This window comes from Actinomadura sp. NTSP31, from assembly GCF_041951385.1.
GTDB lineage: Bacteria > Actinomycetota > Actinomycetes > Streptosporangiales > Streptosporangiaceae > Spirillospora > Spirillospora napierensis.
In genome coordinates, this window is the sequence record NZ_JBGNUT010000021.1 from 104861 (window position 1) to 126406 (window position 21546).

The window sequence follows — 21546 nt, forward strand, 5'->3', positions numbered from 1 at the left end:
GCTATTCGGCCTCCTTGAGGGTGACCTCCACGCCGCCGACGAGGTCCGCGGCGAGGTTGTAGATGACGGAGCCGACCGTGGACAGGGCGGTGATGAGGAGGACGTTCAGGGCGCCGACGAGGACCGTGTAGCCGAAGACGCGGGCGAAGGAGAACCAGCTGCCGGCGTCGACGCCGCCGTCGGTCTCGCCCTGCTGGGTGGTGAGGCTGTTGATCGTGTCGCTGATGGCGTCGAAGACGCCGAGGCCGGACAGGATGATGTACAGCACCACCACGGCGACCAGCAGGACGACGAAGCAGACCAGCGACATCACGAAGCTGAACTTCATCACCGACCACGGCTCGAGCCGGGCCAGCTGGAGCTGGGCCTTGCGGGCCGGCTTGGCCGGCGCGGGCGCCTTGCCGGAGTTGACCGGGGCGACGGCGGCGGACGGGCGGTCCTTCAGGACGGTCCCGGCGAAGCCGGAGCCCGTCCGGCCCGGGCCCGCGCCGGACGAGTTGCCCGACGCGGCGGCCGCGGCCGGCGGCTTCTCCGTCCGGCCCGTGGAGACCGACCCGGCCGGCTCGGCGGGCTTCGCCCAGCTGGACGGGCCGGGCCGCTTCGCGGCCGCCGGGCCCTTGGCCGGCTCGGCGGTGTCCCTGACCGGGGCGATCTCCGGCGTCTCGGGCTTCGCCGGCTCGTCCTTGACCTGGGCGAGGTCGATCCTGGTCGCGTCGGAACCCGAAGCGGAGCCCGCGGAGCCCGTCGAACCCGGCGCGGCGTCCGAGCCGTTCTCGGAGGCCGCGTCGGAGTCGATCTCGACGGTGGCCTCGTCCCGGGCCGGCTTGGCGGACGCGGCGGCGACGGTCTTGCCGCCGGGCTTGTCCGCGGCCTTGCCGCCCGCGGGCTTGCCGGTCGCGGCCGGGCGGCCGCCTGGCTTGCCGGCGCCCTCCTTGCCGCTCCCGCCTTTGCTCTTGCCGGGCTCGGTGCTCACGTGTCCTCCTGGCCTAGCGGCGCGGTGAGGCGACCGGATGCGTCACTCACCATCGCCCCCCTCGGCGTCGACTGAGTCCTCAATCGTGGACTCTACGTTCCTCGCGATGGCGACCACGCTGTCCCCCTCGGCGAGGTTCATCAGGCGGACGCCCATGGTCTGCCTGCCGGACTGCTTGATCTCCGCGGCACTGGTGCGGATGACGCCCCCGTTGGAGGTCATTCCGAACACCTCGTAGTCCGGGCGGACCATCAGCGCCCCTACCAACCTGCCGCGAGATTCCACGATCTTAGCGGTGAGAACTCCCTTACCACCCCGTCCCTGGACGGGGTACTGGTCGGCGGGGGTCCGCTTGGCGTAGCCGCCCTCGGTCGCGACCAGGACGTCGTGCTCGGCGTCCTTCACGACCAGCATGTTCAGGACCTCCTGGTCCTCCTCGAAGCGCATGCCGATCACGCCGGAGGTGGCGCGGCCCATCGGCCGCAGGGACTCGTCGTCGGCGTGGAACCGGATCGCCTGGGCGCCGGTCGACACCATCAGCAGGTCGTCGTCGGCGGAGACGAGCCGGGCGGCGATCACCTCGTCGTCGTCGACCAGGTTGATCGCGATGATGCCGCCGGTGCGCGGCGAGTCGAAGTCGCTCAGCGCCGTCTTCTTGACGCGGCCCTTCTTGGTCGCGAGGACGAGGTAGGGGGCGACCTCGTAGTCGCGCAGGTCCATGACCTGGGCGATGTGCTCGTCAGGCTGGAACGCGAGCAGGTTCGCGACGTGCTGGCCGCGCGAGTCGCGCGCGGCGTCGGGCAGTTCGTACGCCTTCGCCCGGTACACCCGGCCCTTGTTGGTGAAGAACAGGATCCAGTGGTGCGTCGTGGTGACGAAGAACTGGTCGACGATGTCGTCCTGCTTCAGCTGCGCGCCGCGGATGCCCTTGCCGCCGCGCCGCTGCGCCCGGTACAGGTCGGTCTTGGTGCGCTTGGCGTAGCCGCCGCGGGTGATGGTGACGACGACGTCCTCTTCGGCGATGAGGTCCTCGTACGACACGTCCCCGTCGAACGGGATGATCTCGGTGCGCCGCTCGTCGCCGAACTTCTCGACGATCGGGGCCAGCTCGTCGCCGACGATCCGCCGCTGCCGCTCCGGCGAGGACAGGATGTCGTTGTAGTCGGCGATCTCCGCCATGAGCTTGTCGTACTCGTCGGTGATCGCCTGGCGCTCCAGGGCGGCGAGCTTGCGCAGCTGCATGTCCAGGATCGCCTGCGCCTGGATCTCGTCGATGTCCAGCAGGTTCATCAGGCCCCGCTGCGCCTCCGAGGCGGACGGCGAGCGGCGGATCAGCGCGATGACCTCGTCGATGCGGTCCAGCGCCTTCAGCAGCGCGCGCAGGATGTGGGCGCGCTCCTCGGCCTTGCGGAGCAGGAACCGGGTGCGCCGGACGACGACCTCGATCTGGTGCGTCACCCAGTGCCGGACGAACTGGTCGATGCGCAGCGTGCGCGGCACGCCGTCGACCAGCGCGAGCATGTTCGCGCCGAACGTCTCCTGCAGCTGCGTGTGCTTGTACAGGTTGTTCAGGACGACCTTGGCGACGGCGTCCCGCTTCAGCACGATCACCAGGCGCTGGCCGGTCCGCCCGGAGGTCTCGTCGCGGACGTCGGCGATGCCGTCGAGCTTGCCGTCCTTGACGGACTCGGCGATCTTCAGCGCGAGGTTGTCCGGGTTGACCTGATAGGGGAGTTCGGTGACGACCAGGCAGGTGCGGCCCTGGATCTCCTCGACCTCGACGACGGCCCGCATCGTGATGGAGCCGCGGCCGGTGCGGTAGGCCTCCTCGATGCCCTTGCGGCCGACGATCAGGCCGGCGGTCGGGAAGTCGGGGCCCTTGATCCGCTCGATCAGCGCCTCGAGCAGCTCCTCGTCGGACGCGCCGTAGTTGTCCAGGAACCAGCGGACGCCCTCGGCGACCTCGCGCAGGTTGTGCGGCGGGATGTTGGTGGCCATCCCGACCGCGATGCCGGCGGACCCGTTGACCAGCAGGTTCGGGTACCGCGACGGCATGACGTCCGGCTCCTGGGAGCGGCCGTCGTAGTTCGGGGAGAAGTCGACGGTCTCCTTGTCGATGTCGCGCAGCAGCTCCATCGCCAGGGGCGCCATGCGGCACTCGGTGTACCGCATGGCCGCGGCCGGGTCGTTGCCGCGCGAACCGAAGTTGCCGTTGCCGTCGACCAGCGGGTACCGCATCGACCACGGCTGCGCCAGGCGGACCAGCGCGTCGTAGATGGCCGAGTCGCCGTGGGGGTGGTAGTTGCCCATGACGTCGCCGACGACGCGGGCGCACTTGAAGTAGCCGCGGTCGGGCCGGTAGCCGCCGTCGTACATCGCGTACAGGACGCGGCGGTGGACCGGCTTCAGCCCGTCGCGGACCTCGGGCAGCGCGCGCGCGACGATGACCGACATCGCGTAGTCGAGATAGCTCTTCTGCATCTCGACCTGGATGTCGACCGGTTCGATCCGCTCGCCGGGGTGTCCACCCTCTGTGGTCACGTCCGTCACTCTCAAGACCTCTTCTGCTAAGTGGGAACGAAGTACGACGCCCGATGGGAGCCCCGCCGCCGGTCAGGACGGGCCGGGGCCGCCGCACCTGTCAGATGTCGAGGAAGCGCACGTCCTTGGCGTTGCGCTGGATGAACTCCCGGCGGGGTTCGACCTCCTCGCCCATGAGCACGCTGAACAGCTCGTCGGCCTGGGCGGCGTCGTCGAGCTGCACCTGCAGCAGGACCCGGTTGTCGGGGTCCATCGTGGTGTCCCACAGCTCGTTGGCGTTCATCTCGCCGAGGCCCTTGAAGCGCTGCACCTGGTCGCGCGGGCGCGGGTCGCGCCGGCCGGCCGCGATCCCGGCCTCGATGACCGCGTCGCGCTCGGAGTCGGAGAAGGCGTAGTCGGCCTCGTTGCCGCGCGCGTCCCACTTGATCTTGTAGAGCGGGGGCTGCGACAGGTACACGTGGCCGGCCTCGATCAGCGGCTTCATGAACCGGAACAGCAGCGTCATCAGCAGCGTGTTGATGTGGTGGCCGTCGACGTCGGCGTCCGACATCAGGATGATCTTGTGGTACCGCAGCTTGCCGATGTCGAACTCGTCGTGCACCCCGGTGCCGAGCGCGGTGATGATCGCCTGGACCTCGTTGTTCTTGAGGATCTTGTCGATCCGCGCCTTCTCGACGTTCAGGATCTTGCCGCGGATCGGCAGGATCGCCTGGAAGTGCGGGTTGCGGCCGCCCTTGGCCGAGCCGCCCGCCGAGTCGCCCTCGACGATGTACAGCTCGGTCTTGGACGGGTCCGTCGACTGGCAGTCCGACAGCTTGCCGGGCAGCGACGTCGACTCCAGCAGGCTCTTGCGCCGGGTGAGGTCGCGCGCCTGCCGCGCCGCCACCCGCGCGCGCGCGGCCTGCGACGCCTTGTTGATGATCTCCTTGGCCTCGCCCGGGTTCTCCTCGAACCAGTCGCGCAGATGCTCGTTGCAGGCCCGCTGCACGAACGACTTCGCCTCGGTGTTGCCGAGCTTGGTCTTGGTCTGCCCCTCGAACTGCGGGTCGGCCAGCTTGATCGAGATGATCGCGGTGAGGCCCTCGCGGACGTCCTCACCGGTCAGGTTGTCGTCCTTGTCGCGCAGCAGCCCCTTGTCGCGGGCGTACCGGTTGACGATCGTCGTCAGCGCCGCGCGGAACCCCTCCTCGTGGGTGCCGCCCTCCGCCGTGTTGATCGTGTTCGCGAACGTGTGCACCGACTCGGCGTACGAGGAGTTCCACTGCATGGCGATCTCCACCGACATGCCCTCGGTGTCGTCGCCGAAGTAGATCACCGACTCGTGGACGGCGTCCTTGCGCGCGTTGATGTAGCGGACGAAGTCCTCGATGCCGCCCTCGTAGTGGTACTTCACCACGTTCGGCTCACCGTTGGAGTGGTCCGGGCGCTCGTCGCGAAGGGTGATCGACAGCCCGCGGTTCAGGAACGCCATCTCCTGCATGCGGCGCGACAGCGTCTCGAAGTTCCACTCGAGGGTCTCGAAGATGTCGCCGTCGGGCCAGAAGGTGATGCGGGTGCCCGTCTCGGCGGTCTCCTCGCCCTTCCGCAGCTCCGTCTCCGGACCCTGCCAGGTGTAGGACTGGCGCCACACGTGGCCGTCCACCCTGACCTCGGCCTCCAGCCGGGTGGACAGCGCGTTCACCACCGCCGAGCCGACGCCGTGCAGGCCGCCGGAGACGGCGTAGGACTTGCCGTCGAACTTGCCCCCCGCGTGCAGGGTCGTCAGCACGAGCTCGATCGCCGGCCGCTTCTCCACCGGGTGCTCGCCCACCGGGATGCCGCGGCCGTTGTCGACCACGCTGACGCCGCCGTCCGCGCGCAGGGTCACCACGATGTCGTCGGCGTAGCCCGCGAGGGCCTCGTCGACCGAGTTGTCCACGATCTCGTAGACCAGGTGGTGGAGGCCGCGCTCACCGGTGGACCCGATGTACATGCCCGGACGCTTGCGCACCGCTTCCAGGCCTTCAAGGACAGTGATCGAACTAGCGTCGTACGCCAAAGGAGATCCTCCTGCCGGGGATGGTGAGCCGCCCCGCGCCCAGGGGAGCGCGGTGTGCCCCGTACACACATGAGGGCGCCCTGGTGCTCCGTACGTGTTCGGTAGAGCTCTGGGCACCCCATGGCGGTGCAGCATCCTGAACCCGTCATCATTCTACCGGGTCACACGGCGAAAAGTGGCACTCCCGAGCGCTGTGTGCGCGTGTGGCGGCCGAGCGGGCCCGGAGATGCATCCCCCCCTAGCCCTGGGGGGGTTCTCTGGCCTACGGCGCGCTCGTTGCTGAACTCGTCACCAGGCTTCCCGAACAGATGTTCCCACCCGCCACCGACATCCCGTCACGCCGCGCGACCGCCTCCGAGGCACGCCGTCCCCGCCCGCCCCTTGTCACCCAGCTGAGCGCCGGGAGCGCCCCTCCGCGCGGCACTGCGCCCGGCATCAACCGCTGGACCGCTCCCTCGCGAGCGCTCGGCCGCCGGTTCAGCGGACCCGCCAGGCGCCGTTGCGGCGGGGGCCCGACGCCGGGCCGACCACCTTCACCCGGCGGACCGTCCCGTGCCCCAGTTCCTCGTTCAGCCGCCGTACCAGTGTCGACGACAGCAGCCGCAGCTGCGTCGCCCACGTCGTGGAGTCGGCGGCGACGGTCAGCTCGCCGTCCTCGAAGCGCTCCGGACGGGTGTGCTCGGCCAGCTCGGGACCGACGATGCCGGCCCAGTTCCCGAACACGCCGCCGACCGCCGCGCGCTGCTCCCACCCGCGCGAGGCCAGCAGGTCGCGGATCGCCGCGCCGAACGCCTGCGGGTCGCCGCCGCGGCTCGGATCCCGCACCCGGATGGGCTTCGCCGCGCCCTTGCGCTTCCCGCCCTGGCCGGGCAGGGTGCCGCGCTTCAGCGCGTCGGCCTTCGCCTGCGCGAGCGCCTCCCGCGCCAGCTCGATGCCCGACTTCGCCGGGACCCCGCCGGACTCCCCGGACTCGGCGGCGTCGGCGGCGTCGGCCTGCGGACCGGCGGCCTGTGGATCAGCGGCCGGCGGGCCGGCGGCCGGCGGGCCGTCCACAGCCTGGGGATCGCCGGCGCCGCCGGGATCCGGAGAATTCACCGGACCGGGGGAGTTGTGCACATCCTGTGGATCATTCGTCACCTGCGCGCCCCTTCCCGGTCAGTCCCGGACCACCCGGCCGTCGGAGACGGTATACGAACCGCCCGTCAGTTCCGCCGGGACGTCGGCGGGGACCGCCGCGGTGATCAGCACCTGCTCGGCCGGCACCACCATCTCCGCCAGCCGGCTCCGCCGCCCCACGTCCAGCTCGGCGAACACGTCGTCGAGGATCAGCACCGGGTCGTCGCCGTCCGCGCGGAGCAGGTCGAACGCCGCGAGCCGCAGCCCGAGCGCGAACGACCACGACTCGCCGTGGCTGGCGTAGCCGCGCGCGGGCAGCTCCCCCAGCCGCAGGACGAGCTCGTCGCGGTGCGGCCCGACCAGGCTCACCCCGCGCTCCAGCTCCTGCTTGCGCGCCTCGGCCACGCCCGCCAGCAGCTGCTCGGCCAGCCGTCCACGGTCTGTGGACAACTCCTCCGCCGCGAGGGAGCTCTTGTAGTGCAGATCGGCCGCGCCGCTGGACGGGGCGAGCGCCGCGTACGCGCGCGCCACGAGCGGGCGGAGCGCCTCCACCAGTTCGAGCCGCCCCGACAGCAGCTCCGCCCCGGTGCGCGCCAGATGCGAATCCCACACGTCGAGCGTCGCGAGCACCTCGGGGCCGGGGGACCGGCGATGCGCGGCGGCCGACTTCAACAGGGCGTTGCGCTGCTTGAGGACGCGGTCGTAGTCGGACCGGACCGCCGCGAACCGGGGGGCCCGCGCCGTCAGCAGCTCGTCCATGAACCGGCGGCGCTCCCCCGGGTCGCCCTTCACCAGCGCGAGGTCCTCCGGGGCGAACAGCACCGTCCGCAGCATCCCCAGGATCTCCCGCGGCCTGGGGACGGGGGACCGGTTCAGCCGCGCCCGGTTCGCCTTACCCGGGTTGATCTCGAGCTCGATCAGCGCTTTGCGGTCGTCCTTCACCACGCCCGCGCGCACGATCGCGCGCGGCGCGCCCTGCCGGACGAGCGGCGCGTCGGTCGCGGCGCGGTGGCTGCCGTGCGAGGCGACGTACCCGATCGCCTCGACCAGGTTCGTCTTGCCCTGCCCGTTCGGCCCCACGAACGCGGTCACGCCCGGCCCGAGCGCCACCTCGGCGGTGGCGTACGACCGGAAGTCCTGCAGCGAGAGGTGGGCGACGTGCACGAGACACGAGCGTAGAGCCTCCCGCGCACCGCCCACACACTCCGCGCGTTCTGTGGATAACTCCGGCCGCCGGCCCGGGCACCCGCCCCGGCGCCCGTCCACAGGGATCTCCGGCTCCCCGGGCGGCGAGGCCCGGGGAGCGGGTCAGACCTTCGGGGGGTTGACGTCGGCGCCGGGGGAGTCGGCGCCCTTGGCGGTCTCGATCGCGTGCCCGCCGAACTGGTTGCGCAGCGCCGCGACCACGCGCATCGCGGGGGAGTCGTCCTGCCGGGAGGAGAACCGGGCGAACAGCGAGGCGGTGATCGCCGGCAGCGGGACGGCGTGCTCCACCGCGGCCTGCACCGTCCAGCGGCCCTCGCCGGAGTCGTTGGCGTAGCCGCGCAGGTCGTCCAGCTCCGGGTCGTCGCTGAGCGCGCGGTTCAGCAGGTCCAGCAGCCAGGACCGGATGACCGTGCCCTCCTGCCAGCTGAGGAACGTCTCCGGCACCTTCGTGACGATGGGGCTGGCCTCGATCAGCTCGTAGCCCTCGCCGAAGGCCTGCATCATCGCGTACTCGATGCCGTTGTGGACCATCTTCACGTAGTGGCCGGCGCCGATCTCGCCGGAGTGCACGAAGCCGTAGTCGCCCTCCGGCTTCAGCGTCTCGAAGATCGGCATCAGCCGCTTCACGTTGTCCTCGTCGCCGCCGACCATGAGGGCGTAGCCGTTCTGCAGCCCCCACACGCCGCCGCTGACCCCGCAGTCGACGAAGCCGATGCCCTTGGCGGCCAGCTCCTCGCCGTGCTTCTGGTCGTCCACATAGTGTGAATTACCGCCGTCCACCACGAGGTCCCCCGCGTCGAGCACCTCCCCCAGCCTGTTGATGGTGTCCTGCGTCGGGCCGCCCGCGGGCACCATCACCCACACGGCGCGCGGCGGGGAGAGGCGTTCGACCAGCTCCTCGACCGAGCCGACGTCGCTGACGTCGGGGTTGCGGTCGTAGCCGACGATCGTGTGACCGCCGCGCCGCAGCCGCTCGGCCATGTTCGCGCCCATCTTGCCCAGGCCGATGATGCCCAGCTCCATGCTCACTTCTCCCCTGTGCGTAACTGCCGTGCCCGCCCGCGGAGGCTTCCCGCGGGCCGGTCGTCTCCCCCAGGTATGCCCCAGGACCGGTCTTTACCCAGACAACCGCACCGGCATGATCAGATAACGGTAGTTCGGGTTCTCACCGTCCTGCGGGGGCTTGCCGGTGAGCACCGCCGGCTTGGTCGGCGTGGTGAACGACAGCCGCGCGACGTCCGAGCCGATCGCCGACAGCCCGTCGAGCAGGAACCCGGGGTTGAAGGCGATGTCGATGTCCTCGCCCTCCAGCGTCGCCTCCAGGGCCTCCACGGCCTGCGCCTCGTCCCCCGTCCCCGCCTCCAGGACGACCTCTCCCTGGCTGAACGAGAGCCGCACGGGGGTGTTGCGCTCGGCGACCAGCGACACGCGCTTGACCGCCTCGATGAACTGCGCCGTCTGCACCTCGGCCAGGCCCGCGTACTCGCTCGGCAGCAGCGACCGGTACTTGACGAAGTCGCCGTCCAGCAGCCGGGACGTGGTGCGGCGGCCGCCGCCCTCGAAACCGATCATGCCCTCGCCCGCGCCGCCGGTCGCCGCCAGCGCGATCGACACCTCGGCGCCCGCCGTCAGCGACTTGGCGGTGTCGGCCAGCGTCTTCGCCGGGACGAGCGCCACCGCGGAGAAGTCCGGCCGCTCCGGCTTCCAGTGCAGCTCCCGGACGGCCAGCCGGTACCGGTCGGTGGACGCGAGGGTGACGGTCTCCCCCTCGATCTCCACACGCACACCGGTGAGCATGGGGATGGTGTCGTCCTTGCCCGCCGCGATCGCGACCTGCGCGACGGCGGCGGCGAACTCGTCGCTGCCGACCGCGCCGGCGGCCGGCGGCATCTCCGGCAGCGACGGGTAGTCCTCCACAGGCATGGTGAGGAGTGTGAACTTCGCGCTCCCGCAGCGGAGCATCACCTTCGCCCCGTCGGTCGTGACCTCCACAGGGTGGGGAGGAAGGCTGCGCGAGATCTCGGCGAGCAGCCGGCCGGACACCAGCGCCGTCCCCGCCTCCTCCACGTCGATCTCCGTGGAGACCTGGGCGGAGACCTCGTAGTCGAACGCCGACAGCTTCAGCCGGTCGTCGTTGCCTTCGCCTCCGGCGACGATGTGCATGCCCGCGAGGACCGGCACCGGGGGCCGGACCGGCAGCGTGCGCGCCGTCCAGGCCACGGCGTCGGCCAGGGCGTCTCTGTCGATGCGGAACTTCAAGGGGACCCGCCTCCTGCAGGTGTCGGACGAGGGTGTGGTGCTCGGGCCTCGGCGCGGGCGCTCGGGGCGCGTTGTCCCCAGGCCCTGATTTGAGTTGGATCTTTTCTTGAGTAGAGAAGTAGAGCAGTACCAGTAATAGGGGCCGTGGATAGTGTGGACAGACCGCGTTCCCGCAGGTGAGACCGCGTATCTCTGTCCACCGGGGCTGTGTGTGGGCGGTGGACGGCGCGGGCCGCGCTGGGGACGGCGATTCCGTCCCCACAGGTCGTCCTCACGTCATCCCCCGGTTGTCCACGAGTTTTCCGCAGGTTCTCCCGGGCCGTTCCGGCGCCCGGCCGTCGCGGCGGGGTCCGGGCGCGGTCGTCCCCAGGGCGTCCCCAGGGCTTCCCCAGCTTGTCCACGGGTTCGTCCCCATGATGCCGGGTGGCCGTCCCCAGGGCTTCCACAATCGGTCCACGAGTCGTCCCCATGTTGTCCGCAGGTTTTCCCCGGCCTTTCCGCCGGGATCCCCAGGGTTATCCCCAGGTTGTGCGTGTCGATCTTGGTTCGGGGCCGCCGCCGGCCGGTGTTCGACCGGGCGTTCGAACGGCCTGTGCACGAGGCTTTTGCACAGCTCGGGACGGGCCGGGACGGCCCGTCCGGGCCCGCTCGTCAGCGCTTGCGGGCCTGGTGCTTGATCCGTCCCGTCAGCTCGGTGACCTGGTTGTAGATCGCGCGGCGCTCGGCCATCAGCGACCGGATCTTGCGCTCGGCGTGCATGACCGTGGTGTGGTCGCGGCCCCCGAACTGCTGCCCGATCTTGGGCAGCGACAGGTCCGTCAGCTCCCGGCACAGGTACATCGCGATCTGCCGGGCCGTCACCAGCATCCGGGACCGCGACGGGCCGCACAGGTCCTCGATCGTCGTGCCGAAGTACTCGACCGTCTGCGCCATGATCATCGCCGCGGTGATCTCCGGGCCGGAGTCGTTGGGGATCAGGTCCTTCAGGACGATCTCCGCGAGCTTCATGTCGACCGACTGCCGGTTCAGGCTCGCGAACGCCGTCACCCGGATCAGCGCGCCCTCCAGCTCGCGGATGTTCGTCGCGATCTGCGAGGCGATGAACTCCAGCACGTCCGGCGGCGCGGCCAGGCCCTCCTGGCGGGCCTTCTTCTGCAGGATCGCGATCCGCGTCTCCAGCTCGGGCGGCTGGACGTCGGTCGTCAGGCCCCACTCGAACCGGTTGCGCAGCCGGTCCTCCAGCGTGACCAGCTCCTTGGGCGGCCGGTCGCTGGAGATCACGATCTGCTTGCTGGCGTTGTGCAGGGTGTTGAAGGTGTGGAAGAACTCCTCCTGCGTCTGCTCCTTGCCCTCGAGGAACTGGATGTCGTCGACGAGGAGGATGTCCACATCCCGGTAGCGGCGGCGGAACCCGTCGGCCTTGCCGTCGCGGATGGAGTTGATGAAGTCGTTCGTGAACTCCTCCGAGCTCACGTACCGGACGCGTGCGCCGTTGAACAGGCTCTGCGCGTAGTGGCCGATCGCGTGCAGCAGGTGCGTCTTGCCCAGCCCGGAGTCGCCGTAGATGAACAGCGGGTTGTAGGCCTTGGCCGGCTGCTCGGCGACGGCGACGGCCGCGGCGTGCGCGAACCGGTTGGACGAGCCGATGACGAACGTCTCGAAGGTGTACTTGGGGTTGAGGCGTGCGTGCTCGGACGCGCCGGCGCCCTGACCGCCACCGCCTTCGCGCGCGCCCCCGGGCCCGCCCGAGCCGGACGGTCCGGACGGACCGCCGGGCGCCGGGACCGGTCCACGTGCGTCGGACACCTCGTCCTCGCGGAAACCGCCCTCGCCCCGATACGGCTTCTCGTCGCCCCTATAGGGCTCTTCACCGCGGTACTGCTCGGAACCCGAATACTGCTCCGGCCCTGTGTACGACTGCTCCGCGCCGGGAAACGGGGACTCCGCCTTATAGGAGTCCTCGTCGTGCCCCAGCGGAGGCTCGCCCTTCCCGTGCTGGGCCTCCCGGCCCATCGGTTCGCCGCGGACGCCGGGACGCAGCGGGCCGAGCGTGCGGTCGTTGAGATGGGAAGGCGCGTGCGGAGGCCGTCCGGGAGGTTCGCCACCGAACCCCTCCGAGCCGAACCCTTCCGCCCCTCCGTAGCCCTCAGGGCCGCCGAACCCTTCTTGGGGGCGGCCGCGTCCTGGAAAATTCGGGACGTTTCCACGGTCATAGGAGGACGGTCCGCGCCCCCCCGGACCGGCCCCATACGCGGGGGGACGGGGAGCCGGTGGATAAGGGGCGCCGTGGTCATTGTCACGCTGCGGCCATCCACGGTCGTCGTCGCCCTGTGGATATCCACCGGGAAGGCCCGGCCTGTGGGTAACTTCGGACGGCGGCCGGTAACCCTGGTCGCCGTAGGGCTGCTCCGGGTAAGGACGGTCGGTGTATTCCGGGCGCTCGGAGTAAGGAGAGTCCCCGTACTGCTGCTTGTCCGGATAGGGCCGATCCCGGTCGCGATCCCGGTCGCGATCCCGGTCCCGGTCGCGGTCCTCAAGCGGCCGTTCGCCATAAGAAGAAGGCGCGGACTCGTGCATTCCCGGACCCGGAACCGGCGCCGACAGCGGCTCGCCCGAACCCGCGCGGGAACCGCCGCCGGGACCCGGCCCGGAACCGCCCGGCGGCTCCGGCTGGACGGTCACCGCGACCCGGATCTCCCTGCCCAGCTCATTGGAGAGCGCCTGGGTGATGAGGTTCCGCAGCCGCGTTTCCAGGGCGTCCTTGGCGAACTCGTTGGGCGCCGCCAGCAGGGCCGTCCCCTCCACCAGGGCCAGCGGGCGGACCATCGGCAGCCATGCGCGGTAACTCGGGGACAGATCGCTCTCAGACAGCGCGGTGAGGGTGCGGGCCCAGACCGATCCGAGATCCTGACCGTCCATGCGCAAGGTCCCCTCCCCACAACTCCGCCGAACGGAGTACCTGACCGTCCGGGTACCTGACCGCCCGGCTGTCCCACGAGTTGCGGCCCGCCTCGTTGGGCACGGCCGCGACGCGGAAGCCTTACTCTCTCACGAGTTGTCCACAGAGTTGTCCACATGCTGTGCATAGGCATGAGGCACCCTGTGCAAAACTCCGCCGCAGGGGTTCGGGAAAGGCGGGACGGGGCATCTCCGGCCGCGTCGGCGGCCGGGCGGGATGGTTCTCGAGTGGGGGGCGGGCGGAACACCGAACATCGCTCTCACGAGTCACGGAGCGTCGGCTTGCCCGGAGGAAGAACCCTAGCCCGTGCCGATCCGCACCCGCAACACGAACCGGGACCGCGCGGGATCGATACGGGTGCGCGGACGGTCCCGTCGAACGATCGGCTCTCATGGAACGTGCGGGGCCGTTGCGGCCGGGTGATCCGTTTGACCGGGCGGGGCGATTGCCCGTAACGTGCTGAGGTCGAGTCGCATCGACGGAGGTGACGCGTGCCCGCCGGTCGTCCGCCCGGACGGCACGGGTGGGCCCCCGCTGCGGGGGACCGAACGCGGGCCCTCGATGCGAGCTATCGCACCTTTTCTAGTCGAACCGACCGCAGCACTGGAGCCTCAAAGTGAGCAAGCGTACATTCCAGCCGAACAACCGCCGCCGCCACAAGAAGCACGGCTTCCGGCTGCGGATGCGCACGCGCGCCGGGCGCGCCGTCCTCTCCTCGCGGCGCGGCAAGGGCCGTGCCCGCGTCGCGGTCTGACCGTTCCTTCTCATGCTGCCGTCCGGGCACCGGATGCGGCGGCGGGACGACTTCTCGTTGGCCGTCCGGCGCGGTCGCCGCGCCGGACGGCCTAACGTCGTCGTCCACCTGCTACGCCCGGAGGAGGCCGACGAGGCCGCCGTTCCGGCGCTGGTCGGGTTCATCGTTGCGCGCAACGTCGGCAACGCCGTGACCCGCAACGCGGTGCGGCGCCGGCTGCGGCACCTCGCGCGCGGGCACGTGGACCGGCTTCCACCGGGTAGCCTGCTCGTAGTGCGCGCCAACCCCCGCGCGGGCGAGGCGCGCCCCGACGAACTGGCCGCGGATCTGGAGTCGGCGCTCGACCGGCTGCTGCGGCCCGCGTCCAAGGGGCGGAGATGAGGAACCGGCACGGGGAGCCGATCCCCGCACAGCGCCCGGCGACGACCCCAGGTCCGGTCGCCGCGGTGTTGATCCTTCTCGTCCGCGCCTACCGCCGCTTCTTGAGTCCCCTGCTCGGGCAGCAGTGCCGCTTCACCCCGTCCTGCAGCACCTACGGCCTGAAGGCCCTCCAGGTGCACGGGGCGGTGCGCGGCACCTGGCTGACGGTCCGCCGGATCGCGCGGTGCCACCCCTTCCACCCCGGCGGCTACGATCCGGTGCCGCCGAAGAAGACGCCCTCAGGCACGTCCGGGGCGGCCTCTTCGAACTCCGGCCGCAAGGAACGCGGCCCCGCCCTAGCAGAGCCCAAGGAGCTGCCCGGTGCTTGACTGGTTGTACGAGATCGTCTCTCAGCTCATCGTGTGGATCCACGCCGGGCTGAGCGTCGTCTTCCCCGAGGACAGCGGATGGGCCTGGGGCGGCTCGATCATCCTGCTGACCGTCCTGCTGAGGCTCGTCCTCGTTCCGCTGTTCGTGAAGCAGATCCATGCCTCACGGAAGATGCAGGAACTGAACCCGAAGGTTCAGGCGCTGCGCAAGAAGTACAAGAACGACAAGCAGCGGCTCAACCAGGAGGTCATGAAGCTCTACCAGGAGAACGGCGCGAACCCGCTGTCGGGCTGCCTTCCCCTGGTCGTGCAGATGCCGGTCTTCATCGGCCTGTTCCAGACCCTGAAGCGGATCTCGGACGCCAAGGAGGGCCACAGCGTCTTCGCGATGTCGGCCGACCTGGTGCACAGCGCCCAGAACGCCAACATCTTCGGCGCGCACATCCCGGACACGTTCCTGAACGCCTGGAGCGACAAGACCTGGAGCGCGATCGTCATCACCGGCATCGCGGTGGTGACCAGCTCCTGCACGACCTTCTTCACCGTCCGGGCCAGCATGAAGCGCCAGCCCGCCGCGGCGGCCGACGCCAACCCGATGATGCAGGCGCAGAAGATGATGGTCTTCCTCGCGCCCCTCTTCGGCCTCTTCGGGCTCGGCTTCCCGCTGGGCGTGCTCATGTACTGGGTGACGTCGAACTCCTGGACGCTCGCGCAGCAGCACTACATCTACAAGCGCTTCCCGCCGCCCGCCGACGCGACCGCCGACGCCGGCACCACCGCGGGCACCAAGACCGCCGGGTCCAAGCCGGCCGCGAAGACCGGTGCCAAGCCGGGCACGAAGCCGGGTGCGAAGGCGGCCGGCGGCAAGAACGGCCAGGCGGCGTCCGGGATCAAGGCCAAGCTCAAGAAGGAGCCGGAGCCGGCCCCCGAGCCCGAGGACACCAAGCCCAAGGTCGTCCGCAACCAGCCGACCCGCAAGTCCCGCAGCAAGCGGAGCGGCAGCCCGAAGCGCTAGTTTGGACCCCTGTCCTCGCCGAAGAAGGAGACCCCGTTGAGCCAGACCGACACCACCGAGGTCGACGTCCAGGCCCTCGAGCAGGAAGGCGAGATCGCCGCCGACTACATCGAGGGCCTGCTGGACATCGGTGACTACGACGGCGACATCGACATGGACGTCGAGGGCGAGCGCGCCGTCGTGGCCGTCGTCGGCGCCTCGTTGGACGAGCTGGTCGGCAAGCGCGGCGAGGTCCTGGAGGCGCTGCAGGAACTGACCCGGCTGGCCGTGCACCGCCAGACGGGCAACCGCACCCGCCTCATGCTCGACATCGGCGGCTACCGCGAGCGCCGCCGCGCCGAGCTGACCAAGCTCGGCACGGACGTCGCCGACGAGGTGAAGCAGAGCGGCGAGTCGAAGCCGCTCGCCCCGATGACCCCGTTCGAGCGCAAGATCGTCCACGACGCGGTGGCGGCGGCGGGCCTGCGCAGCGAGTCCGAGGGCGAGGAGCCCGAGCGCTACGTGGTCGTCTACCCGGCCTGACCCGCCGATCGCGCACCCGGCGCCTGGACTGGCGCCCGGCCGATGATCCACCGAACGGCCCCGGCACAAGCACGACGCCGGGGCCGTTCGCATGCCCGGCCTTAACGAGCGCCTTCCCTCAAACCGCGACGAGTAGGCGCCCGCGATGGTGAGGGCCGTGGGCGGACGAGGCGGGGCCCCGCGCCCTGACCGGCGCGGGGCCCCTGGGGACCCGGTGTGCACCGCCGCCCAAAGCACACCGGGTTGGTCTTTCTCGGACGTTCACGCTGCGGGCGCCGTTCAGGTCGCGGCGGTCGCGCCCGTCCGCCGTCGGCGGGACGTCCGGAGTCGCGTCAGCGTGTACGCCGTGCGGTTCCCGTCATCTGCGTCCGCGTGGAACGCGCCCGTACGCGCTCCGCTCGCGAGGCGCCGGGTCGCGGACAGGCTCGACCGGGTCGGGGACGACGGTCGGGGTGTTCTCCGTCGCAGGATCCTGCGCGATCGCCGGGTCCTGGGCGACCGCGGGGTCCTGTGCCGCGTGGCCGTGCGGCACGCCCTCGTCGGCGGGGTGCTCGACGACCCGCTCGACGCGCTCGGCGGGACGGCCCGCGGGCGGCGGGTCCTCGATGATGTGCTCCTCGCGCACCACGGTGCCCGGCTCGTCCCCGTAGGCGGGGTCCGCCCCGGCTATCCGGCCGGCGCGGCGCCGCGGGCGCGTGTAACTGAGGGTGAACGCCATGCTGATGGCCCCCACCAAGATCAGAATCCAGCCGACGAGGTGGATGTCGACGCCGGCGAGATCGACGCGGAGGGCGAACGCGAGGATCGCGCCGATGGCGATGAACGCGAGACTGACTCCGATTCCCATGTCTCGGAGCTCCTTCCAGGGGGGCGACACCGTCCCTCTACCCGGCGGACGCCGAATATGCGGACGGACATGTGGTTCTTGCCATACCGCAAGGAGTTCGCCGTTCCGGCCTGGGCGGGAGCGGTTTCGCGCCCCCGGAGACGAGGTGTTCCGGCCCGGGACGTTGCGCATGTACGCCGTCACGCTGTTTTGTGGAACGATTCGGATGGTGGGGATTGCACGCGAGGTTTTCGGGGAAGCGCTGCCGATCGCGGAACGCTATGCGGCGTTCCTCGCCGACGCGGGCGTCGAGCGCGGGCTGATCGGGCCGCGCGAGGCCGACCGGCTCTGGGAGCGGCACCTGATCAACTGTGCGGTGGTGGCGGAGGCGATCCCGGCGGACGCGCAGGTCGTGGACATCGGGTCCGGCGCCGGCCTCCCCGGGATCGTGCTCGCGATCGTCCGCCCCGACCTGCGCGTCACGCTGCTCGAACCGCTGCTGCGGCGCACCACCTTCCTCGACGAGTGCGTCGAGATGCTCGACCTGCGCAACGTCGAGGTCCGCCGGGGCCGCGCCGAGGAGGTCGCCAAGGAGTTCTCGGTGGACGTCGCGACGGCGCGCGCGGTCGCCCCGCTGGAGCGTCTCGCGAAGTGGGCGCTGCCGCTGCTGCGCCCGGGCGGCGAGCTGCTGGCGCTGAAAGGCGAGCGGGCCGCCGCGGAACTCGCCGAAGCCGAGCCCGTTCTGCAGCGATTCGGGGTGCGTACCACCGAACTGCTCCAAGTCGGGCGCGGTATGGTCGACCCGCCGACAACGCTTGTCCGTGTGGTCGCCGGCAGGCCGGCGGACCGCAGTGCGGCGGCCGGGCGACGACAACGCGCGCCCCGGCGCGCTGAAGGGTCGAGGAAGAGGTCTTCATGAGCACGGGACCAGGACTGGGCCGGCCTGACCGCGCCGACGAATCCCCCGACGAACGACCGCCCGGCCCGGGCGGGACCGGCGGAGCCGAGCCCGCGCGGGAGACCCCCGCGAGCCCGGCCGCGCAGGCCGACGAGGAGACGCGGGGGGACGCCGGCGCCGCGACGACGCCGGCGGCCGCGCCCTCCGGGCACGCAATGTGGGGTAACACGACGTCCGGTACCGCGGAGAACGTCGGCTATGTGCCGACCAGCGCCGGCACACAGCAGGCGGGCCCGCGCACCGGACCATCTCAGGGGGAGTCAGAACTCGTGCGCGAGGCGCTCAAGGACGCCAAGGTTTCACATGAAACAGCGGTCACCGCCCTCAAGGCGATGTCCGGCCGCAGGGAGCGCGAATGGCCGCGGCCCGACCACTGCCGCATCATCACCATCGCCAACCAGAAGGGCGGCGTCGGCAAGACCACCAGCTCGGTGAACCTCGCCGCCTCGCTCGCCATGCACGGCGCGCAGGTACTGGTGGTCGACCTCGACCCGCAGGGCAACGCGTCCACCGCGCTCGGCGTCGAGCACCACGCCGAGATCCCGTCCATCTACGACGTCCTGATCGAGGACATGGCCCTCGCCGACATCGTCGTCGCGGCCCCGGAGATCCCGAACCTGTACTGCGCGCCCGCGACGCTCAACCTCGCCGGCGCCGAGATCGAACTGGTCTCCAAGGTCGCCCGCGAGTCCCGGCTGCGCCGCGCGCTGGACGCCTACGACACCGACAAGTTCGACTACGTGCTGATCGACTGCCCGCCATCGCTCGGCCTGCTCACCGTCAACGCCCTCGTCGGCGGCGACGAGCTGCTCATCCCGATCCAGTGCGAGTACTACGCCCTCGAAGGGCTCGGGCAGCTCATCCGCACCGTCGACCTCGTCAAGGCGCACCTCAACCAGAAACTGTGGGTGTCGACCATCCTGCTCACCATGTACGACGCCCGGACGCGGCTCGCCGCGCAGGTCGCGGAGGACGTCCGCAGCCACTTCGGGGACGTCGTCCTCAACACGGTGATCCCCCGCAGCGTCCGCGTCTCCGAGGCGCCGAGCTACGGGCAGTCCGTCATGACGTACGACCCGGGTTCCAGCGGCGCCCTCGCCTACAGCGAGGCCGCCTCGGAAATGGCCCATGGAGGGGCGAGGAAGTGAGCCAGCAGCGACGCGGTCTGGGCAAGGGGCTCGGTGCCCTCATCCCCACCGCCCCGCCCCCGCCGCCGGCGGACGAGCCGGCCGGCGCGGGCGGAACCGGCGGCACGGGCGGGCCCGGCTTCCCCGGCGGCCCGAACGGCTCCGGCCAGGACGGCGCCGCGTCCCCGGACGCCCCGCTCGTCGCGGGGGCGCATTTCGCGGAGCTGCCCGTCAAGTCCATCACGCGCAACCCGCGCCAGCCGCGCGAGCACTTCGACGAGCAGGCGCTCGAAGAGCTGGCCGAGTCGATCGCCATCGTCGGGCTGCTGCAGCCCGTCGTCGTCCGCCGGGCGGAGTCCGGCGAGCACGACTACGAGCTGATCATGGGCGAGCGCCGGCTGCGCGCCTCGCAGATGGCCGGGCTGGACGTCATCCCCGCGATCGTCCGCGACACCGGCGACAACGATCTGCTCCGCGACGCCCTCATGGAGAACCTGCACCGCCAGCAGCTGAACCCGCTGGAGGAGGCGGCCGCGTACCAGCAGCTGCTGCAGGACTTCAACGCGACCCACGAGCAGCTCGCCGGACGCATCGGCCGCTCCCGCTCGCACATCACCAACACGCTCCGGCTGCTGAACCTGCCGCACGCCGTCCAGCTCCGGCTCGCCGCCGGCGTCATCTCCGCCGGACACGCCCGCGCGCTGCTCAGCCTCGACAGCCCCGAGGCGCAGGCGCACATGGCGAAGCGGATCGTGGAGGAGGGCCTCTCCGTCCGCGCGGTCGAGGAGATGATCGCGCTCCGCGAGGTGGAGGACGAGCCGAAGGCCGCCCGGCAGGGCCGCCGCAAGCAGCCGGTCGCCCCCGGGCTCCAGGAACTGGCCGACCGCCTGTCCGACCGCTACGAGACGAGGGTCCGCGTCGACATGGGCCGCAGCAAGGGCAAGATCGTGGTCGAGTTCGCCACCCTCGAGGACCTCGACCGCATCATCAAGTCGATGGCCCCCGACGAGGACGGCCCCGGCGAGCCGTAAGCCTCGACATCGCTACATCAGAGCGCCCCGGAAGACTTCCTTCCGGGGCGCTCCGCGTTTCCCGTCCATGTTTCTCGTGAAACATCGCCGCAGGCGGCACGCCTGGGGCTGGCTTCTGGAGTCCCGGGAACTCGATGAGGCTCGGGTGACCCTATGCAGGGTCTCCCGGGGCGACGAGGTGGACGCTCTCCCCTAACGAACGCGGCGCGGCCTTGCTGATTGAGAAGCGAGGGCGATGCAAGTCGGATGCCTCCCCCGTGGGTTCACCAGGCTGATGCCCGGCGGCGGGGTGGTCGCCACTCACCAGTCGCCCGGGAGTCGATGTTTCACGGGAAACATCGCTCCGCTGTGACCTCTGGACGGTCGGTGTGACGGAGATGGTCGCCTGCGGGCGATTGCGGGAGGCTTCGGCGTCACGACTTGGCGGAGGCTTGGGCGCTGCCGATGTTTCCCGTGAAACATCGGCCGTCTCGACGCCTCGATGTTTCACGGGAAACATCGAGGGGCGGGCGTCAGTCGAACTGGGCGACGATCAGGTCGCGGCAGACCTCGCCGAGGTCGAGGCCGGCGACGCTGACGGCGCGGGGGAGCAGGCTCGTCTCGGTCATGCCGGGCGCGACGTTCACTTCGAGGAAGTGGACCTCACCGTCAGCGTCGACGATGAGGTCGGTGCGGGAGAGGTCGCGGAGACCGAGGGCGCGATGGGCGGTGACGGCGGCGGCGGTGGCGCGCTCGGCGGCGTCGGCGGTGAGGCGGGCGGGCGTGACGAACTCGGTGTCGCCGGCGTCGTAGCGGGCGGTGTAGTCGTAGCGCCCGCCCGCCGCGACGATCTCGACGGCGGGCAGCGCCTGCGGCTGTCCGTGGCGCTCGATGACGCTGACGGCGATCTCGGTGCCCTCGACGTAGCGCTCGACGAGCGCGGCGTCGCCGTAGGCGAAGCAGCCGACCATCGCGGCGGACAGTTCCGAGGGTTCGCGGACGACGGACGCGCCGAGGGCGGAGCCGCCGCGGGTGGGCTTGACGAACAGCGGCAGGCCGAGGCCGCGGATGATCTGGTCGAGGACGGACGCGGCGCCGAGGTCGTGGAAGACCTCCTTGGGGAGGGCGACGGACTCGGGGGTGCGCAGCCCGGCGCGGCGCACCACGGACTTGGCGGTCGGCTTGTCCCAGGCGACGCGGCAGGAGTCCGGGCGGGCGCCGACGTAGCGGACGTCGAGGAGGTCGAGGACGTCGCGGATCGAGCCGTCCTCCCCCGCCGCGCCGTGCAGGACGGGGAACACCGCGTCCGGCGGGTCGTCGCCGAGGGAGTCCAGGAGGGTGGCGTCGGCGTCGCGCAGTTCGACGGGGATGTCGAGGGCGCGCAGCGCGTCGGTGACGCGGCGGCCCGAGCGCAGCGAGACCTCTCGCTCGTAGGACAGTCCCCCGGCGAGGACGACGACGTGCCCGAGTTCCACAGCAGGTGCCCTTCTGGC

The 21546-nt window shown here is 71.0% G+C and carries 18 protein-coding genes; 8 read left to right on the forward strand and 10 right to left on the reverse strand.

Annotation, left to right across the window (positions count from 1 at the left end; translation table 11 throughout):
- Position 1 precedes the first annotated feature (1 nt).
- The 8 genes from ACA514_RS31055 to dnaA all read right to left on the reverse strand — a co-directional run bounded on the left by ACA514_RS31055 (position 2) and on the right by dnaA (position 13052).
- Complete coding sequence (locus ACA514_RS31055) at positions 2-973, reverse strand: DUF3566 domain-containing protein (protein WP_375044812.1); 972 nt, start codon at positions 971-973, stop codon at positions 2-4.
- A gap of 42 nt (positions 974-1015) precedes the next feature.
- Entirely contained in the window at positions 1016-3523 is a 2508-nt protein-coding gene (gene gyrA, locus ACA514_RS31060; RefSeq protein ID WP_375044813.1) for a DNA gyrase subunit A, read from the reverse strand.
- A gap of 91 nt (positions 3524-3614) precedes the next feature.
- Positions 3615-5552, reverse strand: a complete 1938-nt coding sequence (gyrB, locus tag ACA514_RS31065) for a DNA topoisomerase (ATP-hydrolyzing) subunit B (RefSeq protein ID WP_375044814.1) — start codon at positions 5550-5552, stop codon at positions 3615-3617.
- 477 nt (positions 5553-6029) lie between these two features.
- Positions 6030-6605, reverse strand: a complete 576-nt coding sequence (locus ACA514_RS31070) for a DUF721 domain-containing protein (RefSeq protein WP_375044815.1) — start codon at positions 6603-6605, stop codon at positions 6030-6032.
- A gap of 102 nt (positions 6606-6707) precedes the next feature.
- Positions 6708-7832 carry a DNA replication/repair protein RecF gene (gene recF / locus ACA514_RS31075; RefSeq protein WP_375044816.1) on the reverse strand — a complete coding sequence of 375 codons (1125 nt, stop codon included), beginning with the start codon at positions 7830-7832 and terminating at the stop codon, positions 6708-6710.
- A gap of 144 nt (positions 7833-7976) precedes the next feature.
- Positions 7977-8897, reverse strand: coding sequence for a phosphogluconate dehydrogenase (NAD(+)-dependent, decarboxylating) (gnd, locus tag ACA514_RS31080; RefSeq protein WP_375044817.1), 921 nt, complete (start codon positions 8895-8897; stop codon positions 7977-7979).
- 93 nt (positions 8898-8990) lie between these two features.
- Entirely contained in the window at positions 8991-10133 is a 1143-nt protein-coding gene (gene dnaN / locus ACA514_RS31085; RefSeq protein WP_344273105.1) for a DNA polymerase III subunit beta, read from the reverse strand.
- A 651-nt stretch (positions 10134-10784) separates the two neighbouring features.
- Complete coding sequence (gene dnaA / locus ACA514_RS31090; RefSeq protein WP_375044818.1) at positions 10785-13052, reverse strand: chromosomal replication initiator protein DnaA; 2268 nt, start codon at positions 13050-13052, stop codon at positions 10785-10787.
- 656 nt (positions 13053-13708) lie between these two features.
- On the opposite strand from dnaA, the gene rpmH reads away from it, so the two are divergent.
- The 5 genes from rpmH to ACA514_RS31115 are packed head-to-tail and all read left to right on the forward strand — an operon-like array spanning position 13709 to position 16132.
- On the forward strand, positions 13709-13846 hold the full coding sequence (gene rpmH / locus ACA514_RS31095) for a 50S ribosomal protein L34 (RefSeq protein ID WP_151593908.1): 138 nt from the start codon (positions 13709-13711) through the stop codon (positions 13844-13846).
- A gap of 12 nt (positions 13847-13858) precedes the next feature.
- Positions 13859-14227 carry a ribonuclease P protein component gene (gene rnpA, locus ACA514_RS31100; RefSeq protein ID WP_375044819.1) on the forward strand — a complete coding sequence of 123 codons (369 nt, stop codon included), beginning with the start codon at positions 13859-13861 and terminating at the stop codon, positions 14225-14227.
- Positions 14224-14595, forward strand: a complete 372-nt coding sequence (gene yidD / locus ACA514_RS31105; RefSeq protein ID WP_375044820.1) for a membrane protein insertion efficiency factor YidD — start codon at positions 14224-14226, stop codon at positions 14593-14595. Before rnpA ends, yidD begins: the two co-directional genes overlap by 4 nt.
- Entirely contained in the window at positions 14588-15610 is a 1023-nt protein-coding gene (gene yidC, locus ACA514_RS31110) for a membrane protein insertase YidC (RefSeq protein ID WP_375044821.1), read from the forward strand. Before yidD ends, yidC begins: the two co-directional genes overlap by 8 nt.
- Positions 15611-15646: 36 nt before the next feature.
- Positions 15647-16132, forward strand: a complete 486-nt coding sequence (locus ACA514_RS31115; protein WP_375044822.1) for a protein jag — start codon at positions 15647-15649, stop codon at positions 16130-16132.
- Between the two features lie 358 nt (positions 16133-16490).
- Here the strand turns inward: ACA514_RS31115 and ACA514_RS31120 are convergent, their stop codons facing one another.
- Positions 16491-16979 carry a DUF6458 family protein gene (locus ACA514_RS31120; protein WP_375044823.1) on the reverse strand — a complete coding sequence of 163 codons (489 nt, stop codon included), beginning with the start codon at positions 16977-16979 and terminating at the stop codon, positions 16491-16493.
- Positions 16980-17148: 169 nt separating this feature from the next.
- Here ACA514_RS31120 and rsmG point away from each other — a divergent pair, with 169 nt between their 5' ends.
- The 3 genes from rsmG (at position 17149) to ACA514_RS31135 (ending at position 20074) form a co-directional block, all read left to right on the forward strand.
- A complete protein-coding gene (gene rsmG, locus ACA514_RS31125) occupies positions 17149-17877 on the forward strand; it encodes a 16S rRNA (guanine(527)-N(7))-methyltransferase RsmG (protein WP_375044824.1) in 729 nt (242 codons plus the stop codon).
- Between the two features lie 371 nt (positions 17878-18248).
- Positions 18249-19064, forward strand: coding sequence for a ParA family protein (locus ACA514_RS31130; protein ID WP_375044880.1), 816 nt, complete (start codon positions 18249-18251; stop codon positions 19062-19064).
- On the forward strand, positions 19061-20074 hold the full coding sequence (locus ACA514_RS31135) for a ParB/RepB/Spo0J family partition protein (protein ID WP_375044825.1): 1014 nt from the start codon (positions 19061-19063) through the stop codon (positions 20072-20074). The genes ACA514_RS31130 and ACA514_RS31135 overlap by 4 nt, the downstream gene beginning before the upstream one ends.
- A gap of 512 nt (positions 20075-20586) precedes the next feature.
- On the opposite strand, the gene ACA514_RS31140 is transcribed toward ACA514_RS31135, so the two are convergent.
- Positions 20587-21528 carry a D-alanine--D-alanine ligase gene (locus ACA514_RS31140; RefSeq protein ID WP_375044826.1) on the reverse strand — a complete coding sequence of 314 codons (942 nt, stop codon included), beginning with the start codon at positions 21526-21528 and terminating at the stop codon, positions 20587-20589.
- Positions 21529-21546: the final 18 nt, after the last annotated feature.